The sequence below is a fragment of the Paludisphaera sp. genome (assembly GCF_037189885.1).
GTDB lineage: Bacteria > Planctomycetota > Planctomycetia > Isosphaerales > Isosphaeraceae > Paludisphaera.
This window is the reverse complement of the sequence record NZ_JBBCIR010000002.1, coordinates 1-18076: the sequence shown is the minus strand read 5'-3', so window position 1 is coordinate 18076 and position 18076 is coordinate 1. Positions and strand designations below refer to the sequence as shown.

At 73.6% G+C, this 18076-nt stretch carries 14 protein-coding genes; 4 read left to right on the top strand and 10 right to left on the bottom strand.

All coding sequences use genetic code 11. From position 1 onward, the window contains the following. The first annotated feature begins 125 nt into the window (after nt 1-125). Nucleotides 126-2375 carry a hypothetical protein gene (locus WG209_RS00280; protein ID WP_337172978.1) on the top strand — a complete coding sequence of 750 codons (2250 nt, stop codon included), beginning with the start codon at nt 126-128 and terminating at the stop codon, nt 2373-2375. A gap of 679 nt (nt 2376-3054) precedes the next feature. Here WG209_RS00280 and WG209_RS00275 read toward each other — a convergent pair. The 8 genes from WG209_RS00275 to WG209_RS00240 all read right to left on the bottom strand — a co-directional run bounded on the left by WG209_RS00275 (nt 3055) and on the right by WG209_RS00240 (nt 13912). Beyond that, nucleotides 3055-4257, bottom strand: coding sequence for a SpoIIE family protein phosphatase (locus WG209_RS00275; RefSeq protein ID WP_337172977.1), 1203 nt, complete (start codon nt 4255-4257; stop codon nt 3055-3057). 81 nt (nt 4258-4338) lie between these two features. Further along, on the bottom strand, nt 4339-5376 hold the full coding sequence (cheB, locus tag WG209_RS00270) for a chemotaxis-specific protein-glutamate methyltransferase CheB (RefSeq protein ID WP_337172976.1): 1038 nt from the start codon (nt 5374-5376) through the stop codon (nt 4339-4341). A 114-nt stretch (nt 5377-5490) separates the two neighbouring features. Further along, complete coding sequence (locus tag WG209_RS00265; RefSeq protein ID WP_337172975.1) at nt 5491-7857, bottom strand: hybrid sensor histidine kinase/response regulator; 2367 nt, start codon at nt 7855-7857, stop codon at nt 5491-5493. Continuing rightward, on the bottom strand, nt 7854-8591 hold the full coding sequence (locus tag WG209_RS00260) for a chemotaxis protein CheW (protein ID WP_337172974.1): 738 nt from the start codon (nt 8589-8591) through the stop codon (nt 7854-7856). Before WG209_RS00260 ends, WG209_RS00265 begins: the two co-directional genes overlap by 4 nt. Then, nucleotides 8588-9904, bottom strand: a complete 1317-nt coding sequence (locus tag WG209_RS00255) for a protein-glutamate O-methyltransferase CheR (protein WP_337172973.1) — start codon at nt 9902-9904, stop codon at nt 8588-8590. The genes WG209_RS00260 and WG209_RS00255 overlap by 4 nt, the downstream gene beginning before the upstream one ends. Before the next feature lie 122 nt (nt 9905-10026). After that, nucleotides 10027-10470, bottom strand: a complete 444-nt coding sequence (locus WG209_RS00250; protein WP_337172972.1) for a chemotaxis protein CheW — start codon at nt 10468-10470, stop codon at nt 10027-10029. A 45-nt stretch (nt 10471-10515) separates the two neighbouring features. Continuing rightward, nucleotides 10516-12531 carry a methyl-accepting chemotaxis protein gene (locus tag WG209_RS00245; protein WP_337172971.1) on the bottom strand — a complete coding sequence of 672 codons (2016 nt, stop codon included), beginning with the start codon at nt 12529-12531 and terminating at the stop codon, nt 10516-10518. 55 nt (nt 12532-12586) lie between these two features. Next, nucleotides 12587-13912 carry a transporter substrate-binding protein gene (locus WG209_RS00240; RefSeq protein WP_337172970.1) on the bottom strand — a complete coding sequence of 442 codons (1326 nt, stop codon included), beginning with the start codon at nt 13910-13912 and terminating at the stop codon, nt 12587-12589. Between the two features lie 263 nt (nt 13913-14175). On the opposite strand from WG209_RS00240, the gene WG209_RS00235 reads away from it, so the two are divergent. Together WG209_RS00235 and WG209_RS00230 are read left to right on the top strand one after the other, a co-directional pair. Beyond that, nucleotides 14176-14421 (top strand): hypothetical protein, encoded by a 246-nt coding sequence (locus tag WG209_RS00235; RefSeq protein ID WP_337172969.1) that lies wholly within the window; start codon nt 14176-14178, stop codon nt 14419-14421. Further along, entirely contained in the window at nt 14418-14813 is a 396-nt protein-coding gene (locus tag WG209_RS00230) for a type II toxin-antitoxin system death-on-curing family toxin (protein WP_337172968.1), read from the top strand. The genes WG209_RS00235 and WG209_RS00230 overlap by 4 nt, the downstream gene beginning before the upstream one ends. A gap of 33 nt (nt 14814-14846) precedes the next feature. Here the strand turns inward: WG209_RS00230 and WG209_RS00225 are convergent, their stop codons facing one another. Next, a complete protein-coding gene (locus WG209_RS00225) occupies nt 14847-15608 on the bottom strand; it encodes a J domain-containing protein (RefSeq protein WP_337172967.1) in 762 nt (253 codons plus the stop codon). 218 nt (nt 15609-15826) lie between these two features. Between WG209_RS00225 and WG209_RS00220 the strand changes: the two genes are divergently transcribed. After that, on the top strand, nt 15827-17656 hold the full coding sequence (locus WG209_RS00220) for a DUF4838 domain-containing protein (RefSeq protein WP_337172966.1): 1830 nt from the start codon (nt 15827-15829) through the stop codon (nt 17654-17656). A gap of 50 nt (nt 17657-17706) precedes the next feature. Here the strand turns inward: WG209_RS00220 and WG209_RS00215 are convergent. Then, on the bottom strand, nt 17707-18076 hold a 370-nt coding region (locus WG209_RS00215; RefSeq protein ID WP_337172965.1), incomplete at its 5' end, for a hypothetical protein.

Here is an 18076-nt window from a genome sequence, read left to right as displayed (position 1 = left end):
CCACGCTCGTCTCGCATGCCCCCGAGGGTGCTCCTCCTTGCGCCATTCGCCGCCCCGGATCCGCTATGATGGTCCCGGTCGGACGTCCGGGCACATCCCATCGGCGCGGGGGCGATTCGTTACTCATGAGCCAGACCGAACGGGACAGCGGGGCGGGGTCGCTGGACGACCTCGCGCTGGAGGCGATCGCGGCGGGGACGCCGGGCGAGTCGGCCGAGGACGCCGGGCCGGTCGAGCCGATCGCGGCGCGGGCCGATCGCCTGGACCTGGACGTCCCCGCGCGGCTGCGGCTGTTCCAGTCGGCCTGCCGGATGGTCCACGCCCAGCACGCCCGGGGGCGGATCCTCGGCGACCTGAGGCCCACCCGGCTCGGGGCGACCGAGGCCGGCGAGGCGGTCGAACTCCCCGACGCCGACGCCCCCCCCGACGCCATGGACGCCTGGACCAGCCCCGAGCGCGTCCTGGGCGAGCCACCGACGACGGCCGCCGACGTCTACGCGCTGGGGGCGATCCTGTACGAGCTGCTGGCCGACCGGCCGCCGATCGCCGTCGACTCGACGGACCTCGACGCCGCGGCGAGCGCGATCGTCGAGCAGGCCCCGGAGCGTCCCAGCAGGGCCGCGCCGGCGGGGCGTCGCGGCGAGATCGGCGCGGACCTGGACGCGATCGTGCTGGAGGCGCTGCGGAAGGAGCCCGAGCGGCGGTACTCCTCGGCCGCCGCGCTGGCCGACGACATCGACGCCCACCTCGCCGGCCTCCCCGTCCGCGCCGGCAGGATGTCGGAATGGGGGCGAGTGGCCCGGTTCGCGCGGCGGAGGCCCTGGGTGCCCGCGGCGCTGGCGGTTGCGTTCCTCGCGGCGCTGGGCTGGGGCGCGTGGGAGGCGGGGCGGGCGCGGACGCTGCGCCGCGAGCGCGACGCGCTCGCCGTCGCGTCCGGCTCGGCGCGCGCGGCGGTCGCGTCGGCGGTCGATCGCCTGGCCGACGACGCCTCCCTGGACGACCCGGTCGCGCTCCGTCGCGACCTCCTGACGGACGCCCGCGAGTACTACACCGGCGTCGTCGGCACCCGGGCCGACGTCGCCGACTCCCTCGCGCGGATCGCGGCCGTCGACCGCGCGCTGGGGCGCAAGGACGAGGCCGTCGCCGGCTACCGCGCCGCGATCGAGCTGCTGCGGGCCCTGGCCGGCGCCCGGCTGGGCGACGCCGACCTCGCCGAGCGCCTGGCCGGAGCCCGCGCCGGGCTGGCCCGCGCGCTCGCCCCCACGGGGGCGGGCCCCGACGCCGACGCCGCCCTGGAGGCCCTCACGGCCGCCGGCGAGACCTATCTCGCCCTGGCCGACCGACAGCCAGACCGGACCCGCCACCGCCGCGACCTGGCCCGCGTCTTCCTCGAACGCGCCAGGATCGAGCACGCCCTGAAGCGCGATCGCGCCGCCGTGGCGTCGACGCGGCAGTCGATCCGGCTGCTGGAGGAGATCGGCTGGGCCGCCCCCGCGACCGACGCCGACGAGGCGCGCGTCGAGCTGGCCGGGGCCCACGGCCTGCTCGCGAAGCTGCTCGGCGCGCGCGACGACGGGGCCGAGGCCGCCGCGATGGCCCTCGACCGCGCCGTCGTCCTGCTCGACGGCCTGACCGGGCCCCTGAAGGACTCGCCGCGCGTGGCCTTCGAAAAGGCGGCGAGGCTGGTCGACCTGGCCGAGGCCCAGTCGTCGTTCGGGGCGATCCCCCCGGCGACGGCCGCGTTGGCCCGCGCCGTGGCGCTCCTGGAAGACCTGGCGGCGAGACGCCCGGCCGTCCCGTCGTATCGCGGCGAGCTGGCCTCGGCGTACAACCTGGACGTCGAGCTGCTCCGCGGCCAGGGCCGGCGCGCCGAGGCGAAGGCGCGTGCCGAGCAGGCGCGGACCCTGCTCGAACGCCTGGTCGTCGAGCGGCCCGACGAGCCCCGCTACGTCGCCTCGCTGGCGACCTCGCGGCAGCTCCTCGGCCGCCTGCTGGCCCAGGAGGGGAAGACGGCCGAGGCGGTGAAGTCGTTCCGATCCGCCGCCGACGCGCTCGACGGCATGAAGCCCGCCGACCGCGCCGGGGCCGACTCCTACGCCCTGGCGTGCAACCTCTCGCTCGGCCTCTCGCTCCTCGGCGTCGCCGAGGGGGGCCGGCCGATCCTGGACCCCGACGACCCCGCCCTGACCCCGAACGACCGCACCCGCCGCGAGTTCTACGCCCGCCGCGCCGTCGACGCGCTACGCCAGGCCGTCGCCCGCGGGTTCGACGACCTCGACCTCTACCGCCGCGACCCCGCCCTCGACCCGCTCCGCCCCCGCGAGGATTTCAAGAAGCTCCTCGCCGAACTCGCGGCGAAGCCGAAGCCCGAATGAGCGACCGCCTCCCCTCGCGGCGAGAGACCGTCATGGCTCCGGCCGAGTGATCCCAACACGATCTTCCCCCCTGAAGGGGGAAGACAGACCGCGAAGCGGTCGGATGAGGGGGGGCTTGCCCACCGGGCGCCGGAGTTCGCGGCCCGCGCCCAGGCCGATGGCCGGCAAAGGCCCCTTCAAAATCCGGCGCTCTTCTCGCTCGTCCCCCCCCGTCCGGCCCTTCGGGCCACCTTCCCCCTCCAGGGGGTAGGACGTCATGATCTCGGCCGATGGCTCCGAACGCCCCGATATTCGCCGGATCGCCATTTTCCTGAAATGCGAGGCAACCTCCCCGCGATCGTGCCTGAGATAAGGGACCGCGCGGCGCGGGCCCGGGGACGAGGCGAGGGGGGCGGGGCGGATGGCGACGAATCGACGAGGCCCCCACCACGACCCGGCCCAGGCGAGCGCCCCTATGCCGCGTCCCCGCCGCGCCGAGGCCGCGCGCGTGTCCCGCGCCGAGGCCGCCGCGCATGCCGCCCCGGAGACGGCCGCGGCGGGCCGGGTTTTCGAATCGATCTCGACGAACGAAGCCAACTCGAAAACGCGATCAATCCGTTTACCCGTCACGGCTTACGCGCGTCCCGACGAACCCGCGGCGCGCGCGAACGAAGCCAACTCGGGGCGGGGGTCGGCGGGCTCAGGATTCGAAGGTCAATTCGACCATGGAGAGGTCGTCGGCGAAGTCGTCCTTGCCCATCAGGGCGCGGTCGTGGGCGATGAGGGCGTCCATCTTGGGGGAGGCGGGGTCGTCGAACGGGCCCCGGCCCATGAACTCGATGAACTCGCCGAAGGGCCAGAGGTTGCCGTCGGCCTTCTCGATCTCGTAGGCGCCGTCGCTGAAGAGGTAGATCCGCGCGCACGGGCCGAGGGTCGCGTCGGCCTGGTCGTACTCCATGTCGGTGATCGCGCCGATCATGGGGCCCTTGGATTCCAGCATGGTCAGCGTCGTCTCGGCCGGGGAGGGGCCGTCGATCAGCACCGCCGGCGGGTGGCCCCCGCCGGAGTAGCGGACGACGCGGGTGGGCTTGTGGAAGACCCCGTACCAGATGGTGAAGTACAGGCCGTTCTGCTGGTCCATCTGGAAGGCGTTGTTCAGCGCGTGGAGCACCTGGCTGGGGTCGCGGAAGTCGGTGCTGGGCAGCGCCTGCGAGCGCAGGGCGTTCATCGCCGAGACCGACAGCAGCGCCGCGCCGACGCCGTGGCCGGAGACGTCCAGCAGGTAGAAGGCGAAGTGCTCGTCGTCCAGCCAGTGGTAGCCGAACGAGTCGCCCCCCAGCTCGGCGGAGGGGACGAACCGCCAGTCGGTCCGGATCTCCCCCTTGGTGAGCTTCTCCGGCAGGAGCGACTCGACGTAGCGCTCGGCCTGGCGGATCTCGTCGGACAGCCGCTTCTGGCTCTCCTCCAGGGCGGCGTAGGCCTCGTTGCGCTGGAGCAGCGCGATATATCCGCGCGAGTGGTAGCGGATGCGGGCGATGAGTTCCAGGCGGTCGGGGAGCTTGACGATGTAGTCGTTGGCGCCCAGCGAGAAGGCCTCGGCCTTGACGGCGGGCTCCTCCTTGGTGGAGAGGACGATCATCGGGATGTCGCGGGTCTCCTCCCGCGCCCGGAAGTTCTTGACCAGGGTCAGGCCGTCGACGTCGGGCATGACCAGGTCCTGGAGGATGACGGTGGGACGGATGCGCAGGGCTTCCTCCAGCGCCCGGGAGGCGTCGCGGCAGGCGTGGAACTCGATGTCCGCCTCGCCGACGAGCATCCGGCGCACGGCCTCGCCGATCATCGCCTGGTCGTCGATGAGGAGGACGGTGATCTTGTGGGCGGCGAACTGGGCGTCGTTGCTCATGGGGACCTTTCGTGGGCCTCGTGGGTCGCGCCCCGGGCGCGGGGACGGCGTGGCGGCGGGGCGGCCGGGCGCCCCTTGATCTTACCGGCCGGGGGCGCGGGCCCCGGCGCGGATTCCGTGGGCCAGGACGCCCGCGATCTCCTCCAGCGGGGCGACGACCTCGGCGGCGCCCAGCTCGACGGCCGCGCGGGGCATGCCCCAGACGACCGACGACCCCCGGTCCTGCGCCACGGTCGCCCAGCCGCGGCGGCGCAGGGCGAGCAACCCCTCGGCGCCGTCGCGGCCCATGCCGGTCAGCAGCGCCGCGGCGCCGGGGCCGGGCCAGTGCCGGGCGAGGCTGTGGAAGAGGACGTCCACCGAGGGGCGATAGCAGGCGTCCCGGGGCTCGGCCGAGTAGCGCAGGCGGCCGGACTCGTCCAGCCGCATGTGGCCGGTGGTCGAGGCCAGCAGGGTCCGGCCGGGCTCGGGGCGGTCCCCCTCGGCGGCGAGCCGCACGCGACGCCCGGAATGGTCGCTCAGCCAGCCGGCCAGGCCGGCGACGAAGCAGGCGTCGACGTGCTGGACGACCACCGTGGCCACCTCCCAGCCGTCGGGGAGCCCCTTGAGGATCTCGGCCACCGCGAACGGCCCGCCGGTCGACGCCCCCAGGGCGAGCAGCGGCTCGCGGCTCGTCCCCGCCGGCGGATCCTCGAGCGAGGAGTACGACGGGCACCTCGGCGGGCACTTGCCGATCAGCTTGGCGATCGTCCGGATCTTCCGCAGCAGATCCCCCCCGCCGGAGCAGCCGCCGCACGCCATCAGGACGGGCGTGTCCACGGCGTCGAGCGCGCCGAAGCCCATGGCCTGGTACACCTTGTCGACCTGGCCGCTGACCGAGGCCGTCACGACCAGGATGGGGCAGGGGGCCTCCGCCATGATCCGCCGGGTGGACTCCACGCCGTCCATCCGGGGCATGAACAGATCCATCAGGACCAGGTCGGGCCTGTCCGCCTTGACCCGCTCCACCCCCTCCTCGCCGTCACTCGCCGTCCAGGCGACCTCCAGCCCGTCGGCCGAGGCCACGACGCGCCGGAGCGCCTCGCGCGCGATCATCGAATCGTTGACGATGCCGATCCGCATGAAGGGGGACCCCGAGAGACATGCGCGACCCGATCTCGTGGACGCTCCCCATTCTACGCTGTCCGTCCATCCCGCGGCACTCCGGAATCCCGGACGGATCGGCGCGCCGGGTCGCTACCGCGCCTCGCCGATCAGGTCGACGACGGTCGCCAGGAACGTCTGGTCGTGGAAGCTGCTCTTGGTCAGGTAGGAGTTCGCCCCGGCGTCGAGGCCCCGGACGCGGTCCTCCTCGCGGTCCTTGTACGAGACGATGACGACGGGGATGGTCCGCAGGCGGGGGTCCTTCTTGATGAGGGAGACCAGCTCGATCCCGTCCATGCGCGGCATGTCGACGTCGCTGACGACCAGGTCGTAGCGGCCGGTGCGGACGGCGTTCCAGCCGTCGACGCCGTCGACCGCCACGTCCACGCGATAGCCCTGGTTCTCCAAAAGCTGGCGCTCCAGCTCGCGGACGGTGATCGAGTCGTCCACCACCAGCACGTGCCTGGCCCGGCGTCCGGCCGCGCCGCCGTCCGGGGCCGCGGCGTCGAGCCGCCCCACGCGGCGGCCTTCCAGCAGGCCGGCGATCGAACGGACCAGGTCCTCCACGTCCAGGATGAGGACCGGCCAGCCGTCCTCCAGGACGGACGTGCTGTTGAGGTTGGGCACCCGCCCCAGGCGGGGGTCGAGCGGGGCGACGCGCAGGTCGCGCTCGCCCAGGAACCCGTCGACGATCACGCCGAAGCGCTGGCCGCGGTCGCTGGCCACCACCACCGGCATCCGGCCCCCGGGCCGAGGCGCGGCGGATTCCAGCTCCAGGATCCGCGACGCCTCCACCAGGCCGACGGGCTGGCCGTCGACCATCATGTGGGGCTTCCCCTCCAGCTCGACCACCTCGTCGCCGGCGACCGTCGCGATCCGGTCGATGCGGTTCAGCGGGAAGGCGTAGGGCTCGCCGGCGATCCCGACGAGCAACGCCCGGATGATCGACATCGTCAGCGGGAGCTGGAGCGTGAACCGCGTCCCCTTGCCCGGCCGGGTCGATACGCGGAACGTCCCGCGCACGGCCTGGACCATCGTCTGCACTACGTCCAGGCCGACGCCGCGCCCGGAGATCTCCGTGACGCTGTCCTTGGTGGTGAAGCCGGGGAGGAACAGGAAGTCGAGCAGCTCGGCGTCGGACATCCGCGCGGCCATGGCCTCGGTGGCGTGGCCCATCGCCACCACCTTCGCCCGCAGCCGAGCCACGTCGATGCCGCGGCCGTCGTCCTCCAGCGCGATCTGGAGCATGCCGGCGGTGTGTCGGGCCTCCAGGCGGATCGTCCCGACCGGGTCCTTGCCGGCGGCCCGTCGCTCGTCGGGGGGCTCGATCCCGTGGTCCAGCGCGTTGCGGATCAGGTGGTTGAGCGGGGCGTCCAGGCCGTCGAGGATGTCGCGGTCGACGCCCGTCGCCTCGCCGACGACCGCGAACCGGGCCTGCTTCCCCATGTCGCGCGCCACGTCGCGGACCAGCCGGGGGAAGCCGCGGACGCCGTCGGCCAGCGGGCGCATGCGGCTGGCGAGCACTTCCTGATGGAGCCGGCCGGAGACGTCCTCGCCGTTGCGGGCGAACTCCTCCACGGCCTCCAGCGTGCCGGTCATCCCGGCCTGGCACCGCGCCGCCTCGTCGCGGGCGCGGGAGAGCATGGCGCGCTCGACGGCCCACTCGCCGTCGGCGGGGCCTCGCGCGGCGATGCGGTCCTCCAGATCCTGGAGCAGCTCCAGCAGGCCGGTCTGCCGGCGCTTGACCATCAGCAGGTCGTCGAACAGGGGCCGGAAGCGGCGGGTCTGCACCAGCGACTCCCCCGCCAGGCCCATCAGCCGCGTCAGGCTGTCGGCCGTCACCCGCACCACGCGGTCCGCCCCCTCGACCCCGGCCGTCGCGCCGGGCCTCGTCGGGGAGGCCGGCTCGCGCTCCACCTCCTTCCCGTCGGCCGCGGCGACCGGGGCCGGTTCGGCGACGGCCGCCGGCTCGGGCTCCGGCTCGGGCGGCGGCTCCGGCTCGGATGCCGGCTCGGGCTCGGGCTCTGGCGCCGCGGGCTCGGCCGCGACGGGGGCCTTGCCGGCCTCGACTTCGGCCAGGGCCGCGGCGATGGCCTCCACCTCGCCGGACCTCGACGCCTGCCACGCCTCCAGCTCGTCGTCCTTCACCTCCGAGACGGCGGCCAGGAAGTCCACCCCGCGCAGGAGCGAGTCGACGGCCGTCGGGGTCAGCGCGACCTTCCCCTTCTGGGCGGCGACGAGCACGTCCTCCATCGCGTGCGCCACCCTCACCGCCGCGTCCAGCCCCACCACCCGCGCCGCCCCCTTGATGGAATGCGCCGCGCGCATCAGGGGCTCGATCGCCGCGGGGGGGGCCTCGGACTCCAGGCCGACGATCCCTTGCGAGAGCACCGCCAGGCGTTCCTCCGCCTCCATGCGGAACAGGTCCATCATCGAGAACCCGCTGAGATCTTCGCTCATTGGCCGACGCTCCTGAGCGAGGCGAACACGCGGGACTCGTCCAGGAGGCCGACGGTCCGCCCTCCCCACGGGATGACGGCCTGGCTGAAGCTGACGGCCGGGTTCGCCAGCGTGGAGGGGACCCCCTGCAACGCCGGGCGGGCGAAGTGCTCGACGCCGTGGATCTCGTCGACGGCGCAGGCCCACGCATCCGCCCGCTCGGCGTCCCGGAGGACGACCAGCCGCCGCCGCGCCGTCGCCGCGTCGTCCGCGTCGTCCCGCGGCTCGGGGAGTCCGAGCAGGCCGTGCAGGGAGAAGCAGAGTTGAAGCTGCCCGTGGAGGCTCACCAACCCGCGGAGCACGGCGTTGCTCCGGTGGGGGACGCGGTGGACGGGCCTCGGCAGCGCGGCCTCCACCACGGCGCGGGTGTGGAAGGCCAGCCACTCCGGCCCCAGCCGGAAGATCAAGGCGCCGACCTCGTCGCGCCGGCCCTGGGCGTCGCGACCGGCGGCCAGCTCCGCCTCGTCGTCGCACTCGCCCGGGTCGGCGAGCCAGCGCGTCCACTCGTCGAGGTAGCCGGGCGGGGCGGGGCGATCGAAGAAGCGGCGGGCGGCCGAGGTGTAGACCGGGCAGTTGCGGCAGTGGACGTGGCCCTCGAGCTCCGGGCAGCTCCGGTCGCCGCCGATGCCGATGCGGTTCCAGCAGTCGTCGCGCCGATCCGGGGGGGCCTCGTCGAGGATCTGGAGGTCGTTCACGGCGTCTGGCCTCCCGTCGGGTTGCTCATGCTTTCATCGGACGCGCGGGCGCGATTCTTCAGGGCGCGTTCGGCCCGGCGGCGGAAGCCCGCCGCCGCGTCGCGGTCGCCGCGGCGCTCGGCGATCAGGGCCAGGGCCAGGAGCGCCTCGTCATGATTCGGGTCGAGATAGACGGCCTTGTGGAGGCAGGCCTCGGCGTCCGACTTCCGCCCGGCCGCCTGGTGGATCCCCCCCATGAGGAAGAAGGCGGCCGCCGACGGCCCCGCGCGGCGGATCTCCCGCTCGCAGCAAGCCAACGCCTGGCCGAGCCTCCCCGCGTTGGCGTGCTCGGCCGCCCGCGCCAGCGGCGGTCGCGGATCCTCGACCGCCGGCGGGGGCCCCGGCTCCGGTTCCGGCGGGGTGAGCGGAGGGGCCGGGGGGGGCGGGTCGAGGGGGAGTGGATGGGGCCTCGGCGGCGGGGCGGGGAGCGCCGTCCTGGCGGGCCTGGGCGCGGTCGCGGGCTCGCCGGGCTTGCGGCGGCGGTAGGCGAATGTCCCGCGGCCCGAGGCCGGCGCGAACGCCCGGCCGGCCTCGGACGCCCCGAGCGTGTCGGCGTGGCCGATCACCAGGACGCCGTCGGGGGCGAGGAGCCGATCCAGCGTCGCCTCGGCGCGGCCGCGGGCGTCGCGCGACAGGTAGATCAGCAGGTTTCGGCAGAAGACGACGTCGAACCTCGGCGCGTCGGCCAGCAGCGCCGGATCCAGGATGTTGCCGAGGCGGAAGTGGACCCGGTCGCGGATCGCCGGGTCGACCTCGAAGCCCTCGCCGCGCCCGCGGAACCAGCGGGCGACCCGTTCCGCCGCCACCCCGCGCAGGGCGTTGCGCGAGTAGACCCCGCGGCGGGCGTACTCCAGCCGCCGGGCGCCGACGTCCACCGCCTCGATCCGGTACCGCGACGGCGGCAGCCCGGCCTCCTCGAGCGTCACGGCGATCGAATACGGCTCCTCCCCGCCGGCGCAGGGGAGGCTCAGCACGCGCATCGGCTCGCGCCGGGGGCGGGCCGCCCAGCCCTCGCGGGCGAGGTCCCGCAGGAAGTCGAACGGGTGCCCGTCGCGGAAGAACCACGACTCCGGGACCGTCACCTCGTCCACCAGCGCCTGGAGCTCGTCCGGGCTCGTCGCGACCAGCTCCGCGTAGGCCGCCTCCTCCACCAGCCCGACCGCCCGCATCCGCCCCCTCACCGCGCGCGGCACCGCATCCCGGCCGATCGACGACCGATCCAGCCCCAGCCGCTCGTCCAGGATGGCGTCGATGATGCGCAAGGGATCGGACATAGGATTAGACGTCGTCAAGGCCGGGACGATTCGGCCCCTCCCCGCGCCCGAAGGGACCTCGGCGGGGAGCGCTCCGCGTCCACGTCATTGTACCTCGCGCCGGCCGGAAGTCGCGGGGGGGTTCAGGGGGGCGGGGCGTCCAGGAGGCGGTCGACGTGGAGGAACTGGACCATGTCGGAGCCGACCTCGGCGACGCCGCCGAGGTAGGGGGCCGAGGGGATCGCGACCAGGGGCGGGACGAGGGCCGCGGGATCGACCGGGGCCAGCTCGTCGACGTCCTCCGCGATCAATCCTAGCAGGGAGCGGGGGGCGTCGGCGGCGCCGGGATCGCTCCGGCGCTCGACCAGGACGATGCGAGTGCTCAGGCGATCCGGGGCCGGCGTGGAGCCCAGCATGACGCCGAGGTCGACGGCCGTGACCACCTCGCCGCGGTACTCGAACATCCCCGCCAGGTGGGGGGGGGCGTGGGGGAGCGCCCGCAGCCGCACCCGCGGCACCACCTCCGCCACCCGCGCGGCGTCGACCGCGTAGCGCTGGCCGGCGGCCCGGAACGTCAGGAGGAGCATGCGACGGCCTCCGGTCGGCGGGGTTGAAGGTGAAAGGGGGCGCGATCAGCGGGCGTCCGCGGCCGGCGGCTCCAGGGCGCCGACGGAGAACCGGGAGACCTCCTCCTTCAGGCCGCCGACGGCGTCGTGGAGGTGGTCGGCGGCGCTGTTGAACTCGCGGATCGAGGCCGTGGTCTGGCCGGCGACGTCGCTGAGCCGCAGCATGGCCTCGCGGATCTGGTCGGCCCCCTGCGACTGCACCCGCATCCCCTCGGTCACCTGCTCGAACCGCTCGTCCAGGCCCTGGACGCCGGCGATGATCTCGCCGAGCCGGCCGCCGAGCCGCTGGACCTCGGAGACCACGGCGCGGACCTGCTCGCTGAACTTGTCCATCTCCATCACGCCGGCGGAGACGCTGTACTGCATCTCCTTGACCATCCGCTCGATGTCCAGGGTGGCGACGGCCGTCTGGTCGGCCAGGCGGCGGATCTCGCGGGCGACGACGAGGAAGCCCAGGCCGTACTCGCCGGCCTTCTCGGCCTCGATGGCCGCGTTGATCGACAGCAGGTTCGTCTGGTCGGCGACCTTGGTGATGGTGGTCACCACCATGTTGATGTTGGCGGCGCGCTCGCTGATGACCGACAGCTTGGAGCCGATCGACCCGGTCGACTCGGCGAGCTGGCGCATCGTCCGGTCCATGCCGACCAGGCCGTCGCGGCCGGTCGCCGCCTGCCGCGCCGTCTCGCGGACGACGTCGTTGACCTCGGTCATGGTCCGGAGCAGCTCCTGGCTCGTGGCCGTGATCTCGTTGACGGCCGCGGCGGCCTCGTTGGTGCTGGCGCCGTACTCGTAGACCGACTGCTCCTGCTGCTTGGAGGCCGCCGCGATCTCCGTGGCGGTGGAGAGCAGGGCGATGCTCGACCCCTGGATCTTGCCGATGAGCGATCGCAGGTCCGAGGTCATCTGGCGGACGGCCGACAGCAGGAGCCCGACCTCCCCCGGGGCGGTCCCCCGGCAGGTGGCGGTCAGGTCGCCGGCCGCCACGCGCTCGGCCAGCGTCGCGGCCTCGCGGATCGGCCGGGTGATCGACCGCGACAGCCGCCAGGCGACGAGCGCCACGCCCAGGGCCGTCGCCGCCAGCAGGGCGCGGGCGGCCCTCATCTGCTGGTCGATCAGGGCGAAGGCCTCGACCCGGTCCTGCTTGACGTTCAGGCCCCAGCGGAAGGCCGGGACGTACGACCAGGCGGCGACCACCGGCTCGCCGCGGTAGTCGACGTCGGGCCCGTAGCCGTGGCCCCCGAGGACCGCGTCCTGGGTGGCCCGACCGGCCTCGCCACCCAGCGAGACGCGGTGGCGGAACGCGGCGTCGGGGATGTGCCGCAGCGGGGCGACGTAGACGATCTCGTCGCCCCGGCGCATGGCGACGACCGCCTCGCCGGTCTCGCCCAGGCCGCTGTAGTCGTGGAAGCCCCGGTCGATCTCCGCGTTCCCCACCTGGAGCGCCACCACGCCGACCAGCACCCCGTCCTTGAGCACCGGCTGGGCCAGGAACAGCGCCGGCTCGGCCAGGCCGGGGTACTCCTGGAAGTCGGAGACCTCCCCCTGCATCAGGACCTTCGCGCGGAGGAAGGCCGCGGCCAGCTCGCTGCCCCGGAGCGGGCCCTCGAGCAGCGACTCGCCGATCTCGAGGCCCTCGTTCAGGCGGAGCAGCGGCCGGCCGGCGACGTCGAAGACGTAGAGGTCGTCGTAGCCGTAGGTCTCGCAGAAGTTCCGCATGTCGGCCTCGGCCAGGAGCCGCGACTCCTCGGCCTCCGCCCCCCCCGCCACCTCCAGCCCCGCCTGCGCGGAGGCGATGTGTCCGAGGACCGCCAGATCCCCCTGGCGCTCGCGGATGAACGAGTCCAGCTCGCGCGACTTGGCCGCCGAGATCGCCAGCAGGCGGCTCCTCAGCCCCTTCTCCAGCGACTGCGACGCCAGCCGGTTGGCCAGGTACGTCACCAGGATGCACGGGACCAGCGAGATCGCCAGGAAGGCGATCATCAGTCGAGTCGCGATGCCGAGCCGCGCGAAGGTCGTTTTCATGGTCGTTCCAGCGTCCGGGGTCGGGCCGTCGTTCCAGGGGCCTCGCGGGGGGGCGTCAACGGGCGATCGGGCCGTTCGCGGCGGCCGGGCGCGCCGGCGTCGGCGGCTCGCCCGGCGGCGGCGCGGGCGAGCCGGCCTCCCGCTCGCCGATCGAGCGCCATCCCTCCAGCGCCGCCCGCCACTCCGAGCCCGGCCGGAAGATGGGGTAGGCGATCGGGCGGATCGAACGGTCCAGCGACCAGACCTCGTCGATCTGGCCGTCGCGGCGGATCTTCCCCACCCGGAACGGCCGCCAGGCGTGGACCATGTCGCGATCGACGGAGATCACCTCGTCGCGCATCCCCACGCTCTGGCGCGGCAGGTGTTCGAGCAGCTCGACCGTCCGGGTCGACCCGGCCTCCTCCACGGCCCGCGCCCAGAGCTTCACGCCGTAGTAGGCCGACGCGGCCGGGTCGCCGACCGTCCGCTCGGCCCCGTGCCTCGCCCTGAACCGCTCGACGAACCGACGGTTCGCCTCGCCGCCCAGCGACTGGAAGTAGGCCCAGGCGGCGTAGTGGCCGGCCGCGTGCTCGGGGGGGATCCGGCGCAGGTCGTCCTCGGAGACGCGCAGGCAGACGATCGGCAGCTTCTCCGGGGTCAACCCGGCGGCGGCGAACTGGCCGAGGAACGCCGCGTTGGCGTCCCCCACGATCGTGCTGATCGCGACGTCGGCCCCCGACGCCTTCATCGCCGCGGCCAGCTCCCCCGCGCCCGAGCCGTCCAGCCCCACGAACCCCTCGCCGACCGCCTCCCCCCCCAGCGCCTTCAGCTGGTCGCGGACGACGGCGTGGACGGCGTACGAGGAGACGTCGCGGACCCCGGCCAGGAAGAACTTCCTCGCCCCCAGAGCGTCGACGCACCACGAGACGGCCGGCATCGCCTGCTGGTTCGGGAGCGGGCCGAGCCCGAACCACGACATCGAGTTCTCCATCCCCTCGAACAGCCCCGCGTGGATCAGCAGGACGTCGGCCGACCCGATCGCGCCCATCAGCGCCTCGCGGCTCGCCGACGTCAGGCCGCCGACGATCGCCGCCACCTTCTCCTCCTCGACCAGCCGGCGGGCCTCGCGGCCGAACTCCCGCGGCTCCGAGCGGCCGTCGGCGACCCGCCACTCCAGGCGGCGCCCCAGGAGGCCGCCGGACTCGTTGATCTCCTCCAGCGCGAGGATCTCGGCCTCCAGCATGGCCGACTCGGCCCCGCCCAGCGGGCCGGTCGCCGAATGGACCAGCCCGACCACGATCGGCGCCTCCACGCGACGGAGCAGCGGCGGCAGCCAGAACAGCCCCGCAACCGCCGCCAGAACAGCCGCCGCCAGCGACGCCCAGATCCACCACCGCCTCATCGCCACCCCCGCGCCCGGGAACGGACCTCCGCGCGGAACCGAGCCCGCGCCGACTCGATTATACCCCACGCCCGCCCCGTCGACCGGCCCGCCGCCGCAAACCCTCCCCATTTTCGCGCGACCACGGAATTAGCCGGGTCGTCCCGCCGCCTCGGGCGACTCCCGCGAACCTCCGGGGCATCGCCACCGTCGATCTCGAAGGGCCGTCAGCGTATAGTGGAATGTTGGCGCCAACGCCCTCCATCTAGCGAAGGATGATCGACATGGTCGCGACCCTGCGACGGATCGGCGACGAGTGGAGCCTCACCCTGGACGACCAGAGCCTGAAGGATCTGGGCTGGGACGCCGATCGGCCGCTCAAGATCGAGAAGACCCCGGACGGCCGGGGGTTGATCCTCTCGCCGGCGACCGAGGAGGATGGCGGGCCCGCGCGCCTGGCCCGCGTCCGCGAGATCGGGACGAAGCTCACGGACCGTCACGAGAGCGTCCTGAGGAAGCTCGCCGAATGAGGCCGGACTTCCTGTCGACCGAGGAGGTCGTCGAACTCCATCGCATCCAGATCGAGCGTTGCGGGGGCTCCGACGGCATCCGCGACCTCGGCCTCCTCGCCTCGGCGATCGCCCAGCCTCGGGCCGCCTTCGCCGGCGAGTTCCTGCACGAAGACCTCTTCGCCATGGCCTCCGCATACCTGTTCCACATCGTCATGAACCATCCGTTCATCGACGGGAACAAGCGGACCGGCTTCGTCGCCGCGCTGGCGTTCCTGGAATTGAATGGCCTCGTCCTGGAAGAAGCACCCAGCGAAAACCTGTACGAGATCACCATGGCCGTCGCCGAGGGGAGGCTGGACAAGGGGGGGCTCGTGGAGGCGATGCGCGGGCTCCGCTGGTCGCCGACGTAGGGGGCCGTGGGGAGGGCGCCCGCGCGGCGCGGCTCAGCCGGCCCAGCTCTCGGGGATGACCTCGTCGCGGGTCTGGAGGTGGACGGTCATGTCGTGGCCGCGGAGGTCGTCGCGCAGGCGGAGGAACGCGGCCTGGGCGGCCAGGACGTCCGGGAAGCTCAGCCAGCCGACGAACTGGCCGTCCTCGATCCGCGATCGCGCCGACAGCGGGCCCGCGCCGCGGCGGAGGTCGTCGAAGGCGTCGATGACGCGGCGGAGCGTCTTGTCGAGGTTGGCGTACTCGGCCGAGCGCGACACCAGCGATCGCAGCGGCCACGAGACGACCATGCAGACACTCAGGGTTCCCCCCTCGGCGTGCTCGGCCGTCGCGCCCGGCATCCCGAATCGGATCCAGATCAGCTCGACCTCGACCTGCTGGAAGACCCCGGGCGGCTCGGCCCGCGGCGGCTCCGGCTCCGGCTCGGCCGCGGTCGGCTCGGCGGCGGTCGCCGTCGCCGTCGCCGTCGCCGACGGGCCCGCGTCCGCCGCGCCGAAGGGGAAGCGCCCCTGGGAGAAGAAGTCCGACGCCGCGCGTCGGACCCACGGCGGGGGCTCGGCGGGGGGGGACGCCCCCTCGGACGTCGCCTTGAGCACCTCGTAGGCGCGCGCGACCATCCGGAAGGCCCACTCGTCGCCGCCGAGGTCGGGGTGGTGCTTCTTCGACTTGTCGCGAAAGGCGTCGTGCACCTGTTCCGGCGTCGCGTCGGCCGGGACCCCCAGCACCTCGCGGGGGTCGAACGGGAAATGGTGGATCATGGGCGTCCCTTGCCTGCGGGCGAGGGCGGTCGACGACCGCCGCCGGATCCCCCTCCAGCAATCCTCACGCCAGCCCCTCGCCGGCCCGTCGCGAATCTCGCGAGGCCGCCGCACCCATGATCGCGAAGCCGGGCGCGGCTATCCTGCGAGGTTGGCCGGGCGCGGGCTCGCCATCGCGATCCCCCCGGCCCTCCCACCCCATGAATGAGGAGGCCGTCATGATGAACACCCGCCTGGGGTTCGCGATAACCCTCGCGCTGCTGGGGGCGACCGCCCCGGCCGCGGACAGCCCCGACCGCGTCGTCGTGGTCGCGGCCGACGCCCACCCCGCCGAGCGGCGCGCCGCCGAGGAGCTGCGCGACGCGCTGGCCGAGGCGACCGGCGCGCGCCCGGAGATCGTCGCCGAGGCCCCCGCCGGCCGGCCGGCGATCGCCATCGGCCGGGCGTCGGGCCTGGCCACCGACGGGCTCGGCGAGGAGGACTTCACGATTCGCGTCGCCGACGGCGACGTCGCCATCGCCGGCGGGTCGCCGCGCGGCACGCTCTACGGCGCCTATTCCTTCCTGGAGGACGAATATGGCGTCCGCTACCTGGCCCCCGATTCCACCAGCATCCCCAGGGCCGACCCCGGCAAGACCCTCGCCGACGGCGAGCGGACCTTCCGCCCCCGGTTCTCCTGGCGCTATTCCTACTACGGCGCCAACCGCGACCACCCCGAGCTGGCCGCCCGGCTCCGCAACAACGCCGCCGTCCGGGCCCCCGAGCTGGGCGGGAGCGCCGCCTGGTCGCTGATCTCCCACACGGTCGCGAACTGGATCCCGGTCGGCAAGCTGGGCAAGGAACACCCCGAGTTTTTCAGCCTGGTCGACGGCAAGCGCCGGGCCGACATGAAGGACGACCACTTCGAGCGCGGGGGGACGCAGCCCTGCTTCACGAACCCCGAGGTCAAGCGGCGGATCATCGCCGGCGTCCTCGCCCAGTTGGAGCGCGACGGCCAGACCGACGGCGTGATCAGCATCAGCCAGAACGACAACATGCAATACTGCCGCTGCCCCGACTGCGCCGCCATCGACGAGCGCGAGGGGACCCAGATGGGCTCGCTCCTGGCGCTCCTGAACGAGGCCGGCGAGGCCGTGGCGAAGGTCCGGCCCGGCGTCCACGTGGGGACGCTGGCCTACCAGCACACCCGCAAGCCGCCGAAGTCCATGCGCCCCGGCCCCAACGTCGCGATCCAGCTATGCAGCATCGAGGCGTGCCAGGTCCACGCCCTGGACGACCCCTCGTGCGAGCCGAACCGCGCGTTCCGCGACGACCTCGACGGCTGGTGCGGGATCAGCGACAAGGTCTACGTCTGGAACTACAACGTCGACTTCACCAGCTACAACCTGCCGTGCCCCAACATCGAGATCATCGGGGCGAACGTGAAGTACCTGGCGCGCAACAACGTCCGCGGCGTCTTCATGCAGGCGGCCGGCGACGCCCGGAACACCGAGCTGTGCGACCCGCGCAATTACCTGATCTCGCGGATGCTCTGGGATCCTTCCCTCGACCCCGAGGAGGTCGTCGGCGAGTTCATCGGCCGCTATTACGGCGCGGCGGCCGACGACGTGAAGGCGTACGTCCGCCTGATCTGCGAGACGCCGCGAAGGAAGGGGATCCACCGCCACTGCTTCGGGACCGCCGCCGACTACGGCTATGACGACGACATGGGCCGCGAGGCCCTCGCCCTGCTGGAGCGCGGGATGTCGAAGGCCGAGTCGCCCGCGATCCGCGACCGGGTGGAGAAGCTGACCATCGGCCCGCGCGCCATCCTGCTCGAACGGCCGTTCGTCCGCTGGGTCGCGGGCGCCCAGGGCGAGATCGTCTCCGGCCGGCTCAAGGAGGCGCCGCCCGAAGCCTACACTGGCAAGGAGGCCGAGATCCGCGAGCTGTTCCGGCTCTACGAGAAGCACGGCGTCGACCGCTACTCCGAGGTCCTCCCCGCCGCCCCCCTGAAGGCGACGCTCCCCGCCTCGCTGTTCGAGGCGCCGGAGGGCAAGGAGGGATGAGGCGGCGCGACGGCCGGGGCGATCGATCGCCCCGGCCGCCTCGCGTGGCATCAGACCAGCAGGGGCTGCTGCTGATAGATCGCGGCGTTGGGGCCGAGGATGTCGGCGTTGGAGAAGTAGTTGCCGCCCGTGTTGCGGATGACCACGTCGCCGTTGGCGACCTGGTCGCCCAGGTAGCTGATGGCGGTGGAGCGGATGTCGGAGTAGAGCTGACGGGCCTCGTTCGGCGCGTAGAACTGCAGCGAGCCGTTGACGTACTCGATCAGCCCGTTCTGCCGCGCGTACGGCAGGCGGCCCAGCTGCGCGCCGATCTGGCTCGCCGCCCGGTCGTACGCCGCCTGGCTGCCGTTGCTGCGCGCCAGCTGCTCCGTCGCCCGGTGGATGTTCACCAGGATGTTGTTGTACGCCCGCGTCGTCAGC